Here is a 14,641-nt window from a genome sequence, read left to right as displayed (position 1 = left end):
TTTTCTCCTTTGAGCCGGCGGCAAGCTAGTCCTTCGGCTGGACCAATCGCAACCGTCATACGGTTGTTGCATGAATCGGGGCATAGCCTGCGCGAAAGCAAGGGTGAAATCGCGATGTCCGGCCAAGAGCCCCGCACTTTCCGCAGCATGTTCATTTCCGACGTCCATCTCGGCTCGAAGGCTGCCAAGGCCGAGTTCCTGATCGATTTCCTTAGATACCACGACGCCGACATCATCTATCTCGTCGGCGATATCGTCGATGGCTGGCGGCTGCGGCGGAGCTGGCACTGGCCGCAAAGCCACAATGACGTCGTGCAGAAATTGCTGCGCAAGGCCCGCAAGGGCGCCACCATCACCTACATCGCCGGCAATCATGACGAATTCGCACGCCAGTTCCAGGGCGTGCATTTCGGCGGCATCGTCGTTGCCGACCGTGCCGTCCACGAAACCGCCGACGGCAAGCGTCTGCTCGTCATCCATGGCGACCAGTTCGACACCGTCGTCCACAATGCACGCTGGCTCGCCTATCTCGGCGATCACGCCTACGACGCGGCCATGCTGGTCAACCGTGTGGTGACGCGGTTGCGTCAACTGCTCGGCCTGCCTTACTGGTCGTTCTCGTCCTGGGCCAAGGCCAACGTCAAGAAAGCGGTGAATTTCATCGGCTCGTTCCAGAAAATGCTTGCGGAAGAGGCGCGCCGCTCGCATGTCGACGGCATCATCTGCGGCCATATCCACCACGCTGCCATCGAGAGTTTTGGGGATGTCCAGTACATCAACACCGGCGACTGGGTGGAAAGCTGCACGGCGGTGGTCGAACATTTTGACGGCCGGATGGAAATCCTGACCTGGGCGCAGGTGCTTCCCGAGGCGCCGGACGAACCATTTGTCCCGTTGCTCCTCGAAGACCGGGTAGGGCAGGCGGCCTGACGCCGTTCTCGCTACGGATTCCGGATTAATCGATTAGGCCAGCCGGTTTCGTCCGGTTTTCGCCCATGTTAAGGGTCGATACACGTTGCCGTCCGGTCGAGTGCAGCGTTATTGGATCGATTCATGTCGCTGCCGCCGCTTTCGCCCGAACAACTCGTCAAGCCGCGCCATTTCGAACTGCGCATGAGCCTGATCTTCGCGACGCTGTTCGTGTCGCTCGGGACCCATCTGCCCTATTTCCCGCTGTGGCTGCAGGCAAAGGGTTTCCATGCCGAACAGATAGCAGTCATTCTGGCGGCCCCGATGTTCCTGCGCGTGGTGACGACGCCGTTGCTGACAGCACTTGCCGACAGGGCCAGGGACCGCGCCGATGTCTATGTCGCGCTGGTGGCGGCGTCGCTGCTGCTGTCAGCCGGTTATTTCCTGACACCGACCTACGCCATGGTGCTGGCGGTGTCGCTGGCGCTGACCATTGTCTGGACGCCGCATTCGCCAATCGCCGATTCGCTGGCGCTGTCGGGTGTGCGCCGCTTTGGCTCGAACTATACGAGCATGCGCAAATGGGGCTCGATCTCCTATCTGTTCGCCAATGTCGCCGGTGGTTTCATCCTGTCGGCAACCGGCGCCCGGGCGGTTCCGGTGATCATTTTCGCAGCCCTTGCCGCCGCTCTTGCGGCCGGCTTGCTGGCGCCACGTCTTGGCCGTCCGCGACGCGCCTCGCCGTTGTCAGCCACCGACATCCAGCAGGCGGCGCCAAAACTTCTCAACCCGTATTTTTTGTATTTTTCCATTGGCGTCGGCGTCATCACCGCCAGCCACGCATTCCTCTACGGTTTCGTCTCCATCTACTGGAAATCGATCGGCCTCAGCGATTCGGTTGTCGGCCTGTTGTGGGCCTGGGGCGTAGTGTCGGAGGTCTGCATGTTCATGATGTTCACCCGCTTTTTCGGCTCGTTCTCCGTCGTCTCGATCATGATGATGGCGGGGATCGGAGCCATCGTGCGCTGGATCGCCTTCCCGCTGGTCTGGCCGCTCGGCCTCGGCGTTGCTGGATTTTTCGGCGTCCAGACGCTGCACTCGGTCTCGGTAGCGCTGGTGCTGATCGGCCTGCAGAAGATGATCGGCGAAACGGTCTCCGAGGAGCGGACAGGTGCTGCGCAAGGCATCGCCTATTTCTCCAACGGCTTTTTCATGGCTGTGGTGACACTGGCGTCCGGCCCACTGTACGACCGTTTCGGCGTCGACGGCTTCTTTGCCATGATTCCGATCGCCTTGATCGGACTGGTGCTGATCGGGCTTGCCGCGCGCTCAGCCCCAAAGCGCCGTTTCAGGCGGTGACACCAGCGATCCGTTGTAGGCAAGGCCGGGCACACGGTCGCGGGCAAGCAGCAGCGGACCGTCGAGGTCGACGAAATCTGCGCCTTGGGCCAGCAAGACCGCCGGCGCCATCGCCAGCGACGTGCCGACCATGCATCCGACCATCACGCCGAAACCGAGTTCGCGGGCGCGATCGCGCAGCAGCAATGCCGCCGTCAGCCCGCCCGACTTGTCGAGCTTGATGTTGACGGCGTCGTAGAGGCCGACGAGCCCTTCGAGATTCTCAGCCTCATGCACGCTTTCATCGGCGCAGATCGGCACGGGGTGCGCGATGTGGCGCAGGATCTCGTCATGGCCGGCCGGCAGCGGCTGTTCGATCAGCGAAACGCCTTGCTCTGCGGCAAAGGCGAGGTTGCCAACGATGTTGTCGTCGGTCCAGCCCTCATTGGCGTCGAGGATGATGCGGCTGTCGGGGGCGGCTTGCCTGACGGCGCGAATACGGGCGATGTCGTTGTCGCCGCCGATCTTGACCTTGAGCAGGGGCCGCGCCGTATTGGCGCGAGCCTGTGCTGCCATCGCCTCCGGTTCGCCCAACGACAGCGTGTAGGCCGTCTCAATCGTCCCCAACCGTATGGCGCCAATTGCAGTGGCCACAGGTATTCCGCGGATCTTTGCTTCCAGATCCCAAAGGGCGCAGTCAATGGCGTTGCGGGCAGCTCCGGCCGGCATGGCGTCAAGCAAGGCGCTCCGGCTGATGCCGCCGGCGATCCGCTCGCGCATCGCCTCGATCGCCTCGCTCACGCCGTCCATGGTCTCGCCATAGCGCTTGTAGGGAACGCACTCGCCGCGACCCGTGTGGCCGTTCTCGCTGATCGCGCAAGTGATGACCTCGGCCTCGGTCTTGGAACCACGCGAAATGGTGAAGCTTCCGGCGATCGGAAAACGCTCGGCCTCAACCGAAATGACACGCGCCATATTTTTCTGCTCCGGCTATGCAACAACGGGCGAGTCGGCAAATCGACAGCTTGGTTCCGTCAGGCTAAACAGGACGCCATGTTGACCATCGGCAAGCGCGACGCAAGCGGTACGACCGCAGGGGAGGCTGACCACGAACCGCGCGTGGCGACCGGCGAGAAGGACGGCGTTCTCGGCTGCGCCTTCTCGGGAATCTGGACGACACGGACCGTCGCGCTGATCGACGCGGAGATGCGCAAGATCGAGAAACGAAGCGGTTTCAATACTTTGGCGCTCGATCTCTCCAAGATCGAGAAGATGGACACCGCCGGCGCCTGGCTGATCGACCGGCTGGTCAGCGTCTTCGAGAAGAAGGGCGTCAATATCAGCCTCCAGGGCCAGAGCGAGATCGCTTCCATCCTGCTGGACGCTGTGGGCGAGGCCGTCCGGCGCGAACCCGAATCCGGTCCAGCGCGGCCACCCAATATCGTCATTCGCGCGCTCGAGGCGGTCGGCCGGCGCGTCTACGAGATGCGCGACGATTTCCTCGCCTCGATGAACATTCTTGGCGCCACCATCCGCGGCGCGCAGATGAAGCTCGGCCGCGGCCATGCCGTCAACCCGGCGGCGATCTTCAACCAGATCGACCGCATGGGCGTCGGCGCCATTCCCGTGGTGGTGCTGATGTCGGCGATCGTCGGCGCGATCGTTGCCCAGCAAGGCGCCTACCAGCTCAGCTATTTCGGCGCCGATATCTTCGTCGTCGACCTGGTCGGCGTGCTGATCCTGCGCGAGCTCGGGGTGCTGATGACAGCGATCATGATCGCCGGCCGATCCGGCAGCGCGATCACCGCCGAAATCGGCTCGATGAAGATGCGCGAGGAGGTCGACGCGCTGAAGGTCATCGGCCTCAATCCGATCGGCGTCCTGGTCTTTCCACGGCTGGTGGCGCTGGTCATCGCCTTGCCGTGCCTGACCATCATCGCCAATTTCGCAGCGCTCGGCGGCGGCATACTGGCTGCCTGGCTCTATTCCGACATCGCGCCAGCCGCCTTCATCGATCGGCTGCGCGTCGCCATCGATCTCAGCACCATTTTCGCGGGGCTGATCAAGGCGCCGTTCATGGCGATGATCATCGGCACGATTGCCTCGGTCGAAGGCATGAAGGTCGGGGGCAGCGCGGAATCGCTCGGCCAGCACGTGACCGCCTCGGTGGTGAAATCCATTTTCGTCGTCATCATCCTCGACGGGCTTTTCGCCATCTTCTACGCAGCGATCGAGTTCTGAAATGAAGCTGCGGGGCAGGACAAAGGCGATTGCGGTGGCGGAGGATACAGGCGAGGGCGATATCGTGCTTTCCGCGCACGACATCACCGTGTCCTTCGCCGACAAGCTCATCCTCGACAAGCTGTCGCTCGATATCCGGCGCGGCGAGATCCTCGGCTTCGTCGGTGCCTCGGGTGCCGGCAAATCCGTTCTGTTGCGAACCATTCTCAGTCTGACGCGCAAGCAGTCTGGCACGATCAAGCTGTTCGGCGTCGATGTCGAGAAGGCGAGCGATGTGGAGCGCCTGCGCATCGACATGCGGCTTGGCGTGCTGTTCCAGCACGGCGCCTTGTTTTCGGCGCTGACGGTGCTGGAAAACGTCCAGGTGCCGATGCGCGAATATCTCGATCTGCCGCGAAAGCTGATGGACGAGCTGGCGATGCTCAAGGTCGAACTGGTCGGGCTGCCGCCGGATGCGGCGCAGAAATTCCCGTCCGAACTTTCTGGGGGCATGATCAAGCGGGCGGCGCTGGCACGGGCGCTGGCGCTCGACCCTGACATCGTCTTCCTTGACGAGCCGACATCCGGTCTCGATCCGATCAGCGCGGCGGAGTTCGACGAACTGGTCGTCAAGCTGCGCGATACGATGGATTTGACCGTCTATATGGTGACGCACGATCTCGACACGCTTTTCACCGCTTGCGACCGCGTGGCCGTGCTCGGCAACAAAAAAGTGCTGGTCGAAGGCACCATCGACGACATGCTGAAGAGTGAGGAGCCGTGGGTAAAATCCTATTTCCGCGGAAAACGCGCCCGGCAACTTGATCTTGCGGCGCGCGCATAGCCATAAGTGGGACAATGGAAACCAGAGCCAACTACGTCATTGTCGGCATTTTCACGCTGGCCGCGATCCTGGCGGCCTTCGCCTTCGTCTACTGGACCGCGGCGATTGGCGACAAGGGCGAGACCACGTTGCTGCGCGTGCGCATTCCGGGCTCGGCTTCCGGGCTCGGCCGCGGCAGTTTCGTTCTGTTCAACGGCGTCAAGGTCGGTGATGTCAGGCGCGTCTATATCGACGTCGACAATCCAACCGTCGCCATCGCCGACACCGAGATCGATCGCATGACGCCGATCACCAAGTCGACGCAGGCCGATATCGGTCTCGCCGGCCTCACCGGACAGGCCAATATCGAACTCAAGGGCGCCGACCCCAAGGAAGTAAAACTTCTCGACCAGGCCGAGAAGGAAGGCAAGGTCGCCGAGATCGTCGCCAACCCCTCTGCCGTGACCAACTTGCTGCAGACGGCGCAGAACATCTTCACCCGCGCCGACAAGGTGCTCACGGAGCTTGAAGGCTTCACCAAGGACGTTCGCGGGCCGCTGACGCAGACCGTGCAGAATGCGCAGACCTTCTCCGATGCGCTGGCTAAGAATGCCGACGGCATCGACAAGTTCCTGTCCAGCGTCAGCGCGCTCTCCGACGAGCTGAAAGGCGTTTCCGGCAAGCTCGACGGCACGCTGAAAGCAGCGGAAGGCCTGCTCAACGCTGTCGACAAGGACAAGATCAAGAGCATCGTCGCCAATGTCGATACGGTGACCGCGAATCTCAAGGAAACGTCCACGCAGCTCGACGGCGTGATCAAGAATGTCGACACCGCGGTCGGGTCCGTCAACGATTTCGCCAAGCAGACGCAAGGCACCCTGGCCAAGGTCGACGGCGTGCTCGACGGCATCGATCCGGCGCAGGTACGCGCCGCACTGGCCAACATCCAGAAGGCCAGCGAAAACGCCGACAAGGCTGCCGCCGACATCGCCAAAGTGACCGACAAGTTCGCCGACCGGGCTGACGACATAGACCAGACGATCAAGGACGCCCGCCAGCTCACGCAACGGCTCAACGACGCCTCGGTGCGCGTCGACGGCATCCTAGCCAAGGTCGACACCTTGCTTGGCTCGGGCCAAGCCGATGGTGTGATGGCCGACGCCAGGGATACACTGAAGTCGTTCAAGCAGGTTGCAGACACGCTGAACGCGCGCCTCGGCGTCATTACCGACAATCTGGCGCGCTTCTCGGGCCAGGGGCTTTCGAATGTCGAGGCGCTGGTGCAGGACAGCCGCCGTTCGATCAGCCGCATCGAGGAGGCCGTAACGGACCTCAGCCGCAATCCGCAGCGCATCCTTTCGGGTGGCGACGGCGAGGTTCGGCAGTTTGATGGCAGGGCACGGCGTTGACTTCGGTCTCCGTGCGCCCCAGAAACAGTCGTTGCAGGTGCGGGTTGTATTTACGATCCGGGGACAACAGGGATCGCGCGTGAAGTCGATCGTCGTTAAATCGGGTGTGGCATTGCTTGCCTTGGCCCTCGCCAGCTGTGCGGCCCTGCCGGGTGGCGGGCCTGCTCCGCTCGACACCTTCGAGTTGTCGGCGCCTTCGGTTGACGCGCAGGGCCACAGCCGCCGTCAGATCCTGATTGCCCAGCCGTCGGCACTCAAGGCGCTGGACAGTCAGAACATCGTCATCAAGCCATCGGATCGCTCGATCCAGTATCTCAAGGGCGCGCAATGGGCCGATCGGCTGCCGTTGATCGTGCAGGCGCGGCTGGCCGAGACGTTCCAGCGTTCGGGCAGCTTTGCCGGCGTCGGCAAGCCGGGCGAGGGACTGGCGATCGATTATCAGGTGATCGTCGAGATCCGTTCGTTCGAAGTGCGCGTCGATGGCGGCGAACATGCCGAGGTCGACCTGTTCGTGCGTATCCTCAATGACCGCAATGGCGAGGTGCGTGCCTCCAAGAGCTTCACCGCATCCGCACCGGTTTCGGGGAGCGGCAATGCCGCGTATGTCAGCGCGCTCGACAGTGCTTTCGGCGATGCCGCCAAGCAGATCGTGCGCTGGACGGATTCGGTGATCTGATCTGCGTAAAGGCTTGATCACGCAACGCTTCTGACAGCGCCGGTACCGGTTCTGCAAGGGCGCGGCGCAGCAGACGAGCCAACGGCACAAAATCGGCAGAAAGAAAAAAGGCGGGAAATTGCCCGCCTTTTGTTTGTTGCAGGGGCGCGCCTTAGTGCAGGCGGCCGCTGGCGTGGGCCAGCATGGTGTAGACCTTGCCGGTATCAGACGTGAGATAGGTCTGGGCCATGATGTTGTCGCGGTCGTTGCGAGAGACATCCTTGAGCAGCTTCTCGAAATCGTCGCAGTAGCGGTCGACGGCGGTGCGGAACTCGGCCTCCGCCTGATACTTGCGACGGATCTCATCGAACGTCTGCTGGCCCTTTAGCGTGTATAGCCGCCGTGTGAAGACGTCACGCTCGCCGCGCCGATAACGGTTCCACAGCTCGATCGAAGCGTCGTGGTCGATGGCCCGCGCGATGTCGACGGAGAGCGAGTTCAACGATTCCACGACATGCAGCGGCGAGCGCTGGGCAGGAGCCGCGCGCGGTGCATCCGCGGGCGCTGCCGGCCTGGCGTCCTCCTCGCGCGATGCCCCGGTCAGGAGATCGCGGACCCAGCCTCCCTGAGGTGTGCGGGCGCCGGCATCGGGACGCTGGCGCGGTGCCGTCTCGGCCGGACGCTCCAGGTCGAGCGTGCCGCGCAGTGCCGCGCCGCCCAACGGCGCCTGAGGTGTGCGCAGCTCCGGCTGCGGTGCCGGTGCGCGGCGCGGTGGCTCGGCAGGGCGTGCGGCCGGCGCTTGTGGCGCTGGGCGCAGATTGCGTTGCTCGGAGGCATCGCCACCACCGCGACCGGACTTCGCAACGATGTCCGAAAGCTCTTTGAGGGCGTTGATCTGCTCGGAAACGGCGCGGCGGATCGCCGAGGTCGATTCCTTTGCCTCTTCCGGCATCTCGATGACGCCCTTCTTGAGCTCGGCGCGGGTAAGGTCGAGCTCGCTCTTGATCGAGCCCGCGGTGCGCCGGATCTCCTCGGTCGCATCGGCGAAGCGCTTGGTTGCCGAATCGACGACATCGGTGATGGCGTTGCGGATCTTGTCGGCCGACTCCATCGTCTTGCCCTCGGCGTTCTGCAGCGTCTGGCCGACGAGGTTTTCGAACGAGCGCATGACCCTTTCGAGATCTTCCGACTTCTTGACCAGGCCGACGGCGAGATCCTCAAGCGACGACTGCCTTTCGAGCGTGTGCTCGAGGTTGCTCTGGGCCGAGCTCAGCAGGTCCGAGGCGCTGGCCAGCAGGCGGCTGTGTTCGTCGAACTTGGTGGCGATCGAAGCAACCTCGCGCAAGGTGGACGACGACAGTTCCGTCAGCCTTGTCGTGTTCGAATCGACCAGCCGTGCCGAACTGGCGAAGGTCTGCGCGGCTTTCTCCGTGGTGGCGGCGAAGCTTTGTGTGCTGCCGCTCAGGCGTTCGTCGACGTGGCCGAGATTGACCGCGGCCTGCTCGATCAACTGACCGAGCTGCGAGCTGGAGTTGGTCATGCGGCCAATGAGGTCGGCGACACTGTCGGACAGCGACGAGCGGGCGCCTTCGACCGCCGACAAGGTCTCGGCGGTGCGGCTGGCGAGTGCGTTGACAAGTGCGGCATTCTCGCTGCGCAGCTTCTCGGTGGCACGTTCGGTGACCTCTTCCATGCTCTTTTGCAGTTCCGAGCCGCCCTGGGCGAAGCGCTCGACCAGCGGCCGCGCGGTTTCGTCGAGGATCTTGGACATTTCGGCCGAACGCGCCGCGAGCATGGTGTTGAGTTCGCGGGTGTTGGCGCCGATCGTCTTGGCGGCATCGTTGGTGCTCTGGCCGATATGCTGGCCAACCGCGGTGAAGGTCTCCGCGATCACATTGGCGCGCGAGACGAGCTGCGCCTCGGCATTCGACACCTGTTCGCTGATCTTCTGGCCCATCGCCGCGGCAGTGTAGGCGAGGCGATTCTCGACGCCTGAGACCTGCTCTTCGACACGCGCGGCCGCGGCCGCCGCGCTCGATGCGAACCGCTCGTCGGCGCCGGCAAGCGCCTGTTCGATTTCGCGGGCATGCACGGCCATTTCCTGGCCGGTCTGCCTTGCGCGTTCGGCGACCCTCTGCTCGGTATCGGCAAAGGTGCCGACGATGGTCTCGGCATGCTCGCCGATCGTCGATGTGCTGCTGGCAATGCGCGTCACCAGACGCTGATCGGCGTCGTCGAAGATGCGGCCGATTTCCGAGGCACGGCTCGACAGTGCTTCGGAACCTTCCGCGATGCGCGAGACCAATTGCTGGTCGGCGGCATCGAAGATGCGGCCAAGGTCCGATGCGCGTGCGGCAAGTGCTTCGGCGGATTCGCCGATACGCATGCCGAGCCGCTGGTCGGCACTTTCGAAGTTGCGCAGGATGTCGCCGGCGCGGGCGGCCAGCGACTGTGCCGTTTCGACAGCGCGGGCGACCAGCTTCTGGTCTGCCGCATCGAATGCGCCGGCAATCTCGTTGGCACGGGCGACCATATGGTTGGCGGTGTCCTGGGCCCGGGCGGTAAGCTGATCGGCGGTTTCCTTGGCGCGGGCGGCGATCTTCTGGTCCGCCACGTCGAAGGTGCCGGCGATCTCGCTTGCACGAGCGGCCAGCTGGTCAGCGGTTTCATGGGCGCGGGCCAGCAGGGAGGTGGACGTGTCATCCGCGCGGGCAAGCAAGGTGTTCGACGTATCTTCCGCACGGGCGTGGAGGCGACGATCGGCTTCCTCGAAGGTGCGGGCAATGTCTTCGGCTCTCGCCAGCAGGGCGGCGGAGGTCTGCTCGGCGCGCTCGGCGATCTTGCGGTCGGCGTCACTGAACGCGGCACCAGCCTGCTCATGCAGCGTGCTGGTGACCTCCAGGACCTTCTGGCGCAGTGCGCCGGCAACGAACACCGCACTCTTCTCGAGCACGGCGCGGACGTTTTCGACGCCTGTCGAGAGCGCACGCTCCATGGTGCCGGCACGCTCCTCGATGACCCCGGTCTGGCGGCTGAACGCCTGCTCGATCTTCTCGACATCGGCGGCGATAGCCGCGGAGATATCAGTGCTTCTTGCCGCGATCTGGTCGATATGACCCGACAGCGAGCGGTCGACGTCCTGGCGGGTCTCGGCGAGCTTGCCGAGATCGTCTTCCAGCGCGCGGGCCAGCATATTGCGGCCCTCCGATAGCTTGCCGACATGTCCGGCGATGACCTCGTCGATATCGCTGCGGCTTGCGGAGAGCTTCTGCAGGTCGGCTTCCAAAGCGCGCTTGAGGATATCGCGCCCTTCGGCGAGCTTCTCCACCTGACCGGCGACCAGTCCGTCGATGCTGGAACGGCTTTCCGCCAGCTTGGCGATATCGTCTTCGAGCGCCTTCGACAGGGCCGAACGCTCCCCGACAAGTCTTTCCGCGTGGCTGTTGACCATGCCGCTGACGTTTTCGAGATCAGCCTCGAGTGCCCGGGCGAGTTGTGCCCGGTCATCGACCAGTTTCTGCGATTGGTCGGCAACGGTGCTCTTGATCGCATTGAGGTCTGCTTCCAGCGCGCGCCGCAGGATGTCGCGGCCTTGCGACAACTTCTCGACCTGACCGGCAACCAGCCCGTCGATGCTGGAACGGCTTTCAGCCAGCTTGGCAAGATCGTCTTCGAGCGCCTTCGAGAGGGTCGAGCGCTCCCCGACAAGCCGTTCCGCGTGGGTGTTGACCAGACCGTTGACGTTTTCGAGGTCGGCCTCAAGCGCCTTCGACAGCGTCGAGCGGTCCTGTACCAGCCGCTCGGAATGGCTGTTGACCAGCCCGTTGACGCTTTCGAGATCAGCTTCGAGCGCACGGGCGAATTGTGCCCGATCCTCGACCAGTTTCTGCGACTGGTCGGCAATGGTGTTCTTGACCGCGTTGAGGTCGGCTTCCAGCGCACGGCGCAGGATATCGCGGCCTTCCGACAACTTCTCGACCTGGCCAGCGACCAGCCCGTCGATGCTGGAACGGCTCTCGGCCAGTTTGGCGAGGTCGTCTTCGAGCGCCTTCGACAGGGTCGAACGATCCTGAACAAGCTTGTTCATGTGGTCGGCGATGACGCTGTTCACATTCTGCAGGTCGGTTTCCAAGACACGCGAAAGCTGCCCGCGGTCCTCGGCCAGCCTTTCCGACTGGCTGGCGATGACGCCCTTGATCGTGTTCAGATCGGATTCCAGCGCGCGCTTGAGAATGTCGCGGCCCTCGGCGAGCTTCTCGACCTGTCCGGCTACCAGCCCATCGATGCTGGACCGGCTGTCGGCCAATTTGGCAAGGTCAGCTTCGAGGGTTTGCGACAGCAGGCTGCGATCCTCGGCCAACCGTCCTGAATGGCTGTCGATCAGGCCGCGTATGCTGGACAGATCGTTGTCGAGCGAATGGGAAAGCTGCGTGCGGTCGTCCGCCAGCTTGGCGGAATGGGCTTCGATGAGGCTATTGATGCCGGCGATATCGTTTTCCAGCGCCTTGGCGAGTACCGCGCGGCCCTCGGCGATCTTCTCGACCTGGCCGGCGACGAGACCGTCGATGCTGGCGCGGCTATCGGACAGTTTGCCGAGATCGGCTTCCAAAGCGCGCGACAGGATGTTGCGGCCCTCGGCGAGCTTGCCGACATGACCGGCAACCATTTCATCAATGATTGTACGAGCTTGTACCAATTTCCCGGAGTCTTCGTTCAAGGCACTGGAGAGCCTGTTGCGACCTTCTTCCAGCCTTTCAAGATGGCTGCCGAGCGACGCATCGATGGCTGCCCGTGATTCATTGACCTTGCGCAGATCCTCTTCGAGAGCGCGCGAGATCAGGCTGCGGCCTTCGGCCAGTTTCTCGACCTGGTTGGTCACCGCCGCATCGATGTCGGCGCGGCTTTCGTCGAACTTCGCCAGGTCTGCCTGCATGGCCTCGGCCATGCGCTCGCGGCTTTCGGTAAGCTTGCGGCTGTGGTTTTCGATGGCTTCCTCGATGCCGACGCGGGCGTCGGCGAGCCGCTGAATGTCGCCATCGAACGAACGCGAGACGACATGACGCGCGGCTTCCATGCGGCCGGCGAAGTCGCTGGCGCGGGCTTCGAGCATGGAGGAGGTCGAAGTGACGATGTCGGCCATGTCGGCGCCGATCTGGGTCTTGCCCTGATCGATCATCGCCGACAGCGCGTCCTTGCTCTCGGCAAAGGTGTGGGCGATTTCGCGCGCGCGCTCGACCAGCGTCTCGTTGATCTGGCGGGCGCGGGCCTCGAGTGCCGCATTGAGCTTCTGCGTTCCGGTGTCCAGCGCTTCGGCGCGGGTCTGGAATTCGCTGATCAGCGTCTGGCCGCGTTCGGCCAGCGTCCGCTCGATGCCGTTCAGGCTTGCTTCGAATTCGGAATTGAGGGTGCGCGCGGCACCGCCAAGCAGAGACACCATGCCGTTGGTGCGATCGTCGAGCAGATCGGTCAACGACCGTGTCAGCCCGTCCGTGGTGTCCGTCAGTTTGGCGATGCGGGTGTCGAGAAGGCTCGCGAAGGCCTCGCCCGAGGTCGATAGCTTGTCGGTGATCGTATCGAGCCGGCCTTCCACCGAATCGAAGATCGACATCGAGCTTTCGTTGATGCGGTCAATGAGCGTATCGCCGGAATTGGTGATCGTCATCGACAGCTTGGTCGACGCATTGAGGATGCTGTCGCGGATGATGTCCGAGGCAGCGCCGATCTCATCCTTCAGCGTCTCATGCGCGCCGGTGATCGAGGCGCGGACGCGCTCGGCGTGGCTGACGACGGCTTCGCGCTCGCTGCCGAGCCCGTCGACCAGCGAACGGATGCGAGATTCGTTCTCCGAATAGGAGCGCTCGATCTGGTTGACCTCGCTGTGGACCAGCGTTTCCAGTTCGACGGCGCGGGCAAGCGTCCGCTCGATGCCTTCGCCCATGGCGGCCACCTCGCGACGAACGGCCTGGCCGATCATCATGACGCGATCCTGGGCAAGGTTTTCCGGCTCGGTCAGGCGGAAGGCCACTTCGGTCATCGACTGGGCGGCAATGCGCATTTCCTGGGCGCGGCGGATCATTGCCGCGAAGGCCCAGAATAGGATGACGGGCACGATCGCCGCAACGACCAGGCCGATCAGTTCGGGACGGGCAAGAAATTGGTCGAGGGTGCGGATTCTCCAGATGCTCGGTCCGAAAAGGAGGTTGGCCAGACCGCCTGCGCCGGCGAACCAGGCGAGCGAGACAAAGGCAACGACCCAGTAAATGGTGTTCGAGGCACGCCTGTTGAGCCCGTGCAGGAGCGTCTTGTAGTCCTTCTGGCGATCGTCGTTGGCCGGCGCGAAACCAGCCGGCTGGGCGCCGTTGCGTGTTTCCACGGGGCGCAACTCGGCTGGTTTGGCCTTTGGCGCTGGGTTCTCGGCCTGGCTCTGATTGACCGCGGGTGCCGGCTTCTCGTTGCGTCCCTCGCGCGCCAGTTCGTCGGCGGCCTGGGATATCTGCGCTTCCAGGTCTTCCATCGAGGCCGCGATGTCGAGGTCGCCGTCGCCGGTGTCGCCGCTGAGGTCGAAATCAAGCGCCTTTTCCAGTTCCCTGGCCACGTCGTTGTCGAGAGTTCTCGTCGTCGTTGGTTTCTTCGCCATGCCTTCTACCCTGTACTAGCTGCCGCGGGCTTATAATTTTGTTTGTCGTACCCCGCGCAGGAGGCTGAAAATGGACCCCTCGTATCGTAATGACACAGGGGGGTAAAGAAAACATGCATTCCGCGAGATACGTAAAACTTTAAATATAAGGTTAACGGAACCGTGATTTGGGCGCCGCTTTCGCAACATTTTTCCCGGCCATTCATTAACCCGTTGTCCATTGGAATCGCCTAGGTTTTTGGGCGATCGAAGAAAACGGAGTTCGAGTTCATGCGTGGCGAAAGCGGCATTGCCTTCTCAATGCCCGGGGGCGACGTATCCGGACCCAGGCGGTCACGGCCGGTCGATTTGGCACATCTTGCCCGCCAGACCATGGGCGATCGCAGCCTCGAGCAAGAGGTACTGGCGCTTTTTGTACAACAGGCGCTGTCGGTGCGCGACAAAATAGTCGATGCCGACATCAAGGACCGGCTTATGCTGGCACATGGGCTGAAGGGTTCGGCACGGGGTGTCGGCGCCTTTGCCATTGCCGATTGCGCCACCGAGATCGAGCACCAGCCGGAAGACAACCAGACGCTCAGGCGGCTTGGCACGCTGATCGACGAAGTGCGTGATTTCATCGCCGCCATCAATCGCTGAACCCGGTTTGT

The 14,641-nt window shown here is 63.1% G+C and carries 9 protein-coding genes; 7 read left to right on the top strand and 2 right to left on the bottom strand.

Going from position 1 to position 14,641, the window contains the following annotated elements:
* Window positions 1-147 precede the first annotated feature (147 nt).
* Complete coding sequence (locus AC1D10_RS26975; protein ID WP_477277394.1) at window positions 148-930, top strand: UDP-2,3-diacylglucosamine diphosphatase; 783 nt, start codon at window positions 148-150, stop codon at window positions 928-930.
* A 123-nt stretch (window positions 931-1,053) separates the two neighbouring features.
* Window positions 1,054-2,268 carry an MFS transporter gene (locus tag AC1D10_RS26970; protein ID WP_477277276.1) on the top strand — a complete coding sequence of 405 codons (1,215 nt, stop codon included), beginning with the start codon at window positions 1,054-1,056 and terminating at the stop codon, window positions 2,266-2,268.
* On the opposite strand, the gene dgcA is transcribed toward AC1D10_RS26970, so the two are convergent.
* The gene (gene dgcA, locus AC1D10_RS26965) at window positions 2,239-3,222 is read right to left on the bottom strand and encodes an N-acetyl-D-Glu racemase DgcA (protein ID WP_477277274.1); all 984 of its coding nucleotides are present in this window, start codon (window positions 3,220-3,222) and stop codon (window positions 2,239-2,241) included. The genes AC1D10_RS26970 and dgcA overlap by 30 nt on opposite strands.
* 78 nt (window positions 3,223-3,300) lie before the next feature.
* On the opposite strand from dgcA, the gene AC1D10_RS26960 reads away from it, so the two are divergent.
* Genes AC1D10_RS26960 through AC1D10_RS26945 form a run of 4 tightly spaced genes read left to right on the top strand, consistent with a single transcriptional unit; the run spans window position 3,301 to window position 7,375 of the window.
* Window positions 3,301-4,488 carry an MlaE family ABC transporter permease gene (locus AC1D10_RS26960; RefSeq protein WP_477277273.1) on the top strand — a complete coding sequence of 396 codons (1,188 nt, stop codon included), beginning with the start codon at window positions 3,301-3,303 and terminating at the stop codon, window positions 4,486-4,488.
* A 1-nt stretch (window position 4,489) separates the two neighbouring features.
* Window positions 4,490-5,311 carry an ABC transporter ATP-binding protein gene (locus AC1D10_RS26955; protein ID WP_477277272.1) on the top strand — a complete coding sequence of 274 codons (822 nt, stop codon included), beginning with the start codon at window positions 4,490-4,492 and terminating at the stop codon, window positions 5,309-5,311.
* A gap of 14 nt (window positions 5,312-5,325) precedes the next feature.
* The gene (locus AC1D10_RS26950; RefSeq protein WP_477277270.1) at window positions 5,326-6,699 is read left to right on the top strand and encodes an MlaD family protein; all 1,374 of its coding nucleotides are present in this window, start codon (window positions 5,326-5,328) and stop codon (window positions 6,697-6,699) included.
* Window positions 6,700-6,736: 37 nt separating this feature from the next.
* The gene (locus AC1D10_RS26945) at window positions 6,737-7,375 is read left to right on the top strand and encodes an ABC-type transport auxiliary lipoprotein family protein (protein ID WP_477277268.1); all 639 of its coding nucleotides are present in this window, start codon (window positions 6,737-6,739) and stop codon (window positions 7,373-7,375) included.
* A 151-nt stretch (window positions 7,376-7,526) separates the two neighbouring features.
* On the opposite strand, the gene AC1D10_RS26940 is transcribed toward AC1D10_RS26945, so the two are convergent.
* Window positions 7,527-13,991, bottom strand: a complete 6,465-nt coding sequence (locus tag AC1D10_RS26940) for a kinesin (RefSeq protein ID WP_477277266.1) — start codon at window positions 13,989-13,991, stop codon at window positions 7,527-7,529.
* A 270-nt stretch (window positions 13,992-14,261) separates the two neighbouring features.
* Between AC1D10_RS26940 and AC1D10_RS26935 the strand changes: the two genes are divergently transcribed.
* Window positions 14,262-14,630, top strand: coding sequence for an Hpt domain-containing protein (locus tag AC1D10_RS26935; RefSeq protein ID WP_477277264.1), 369 nt, complete (start codon window positions 14,262-14,264; stop codon window positions 14,628-14,630).
* The last annotated feature ends 11 nt before the right edge of the window (window positions 14,631-14,641 follow it).

Source organism: Mesorhizobium sp. P2_A8, assembly GCF_056404935.1.
The sequence above is the reverse complement of the archived record's forward strand: the minus strand, read 5'-3'. Positions and strand labels throughout refer to the sequence as shown.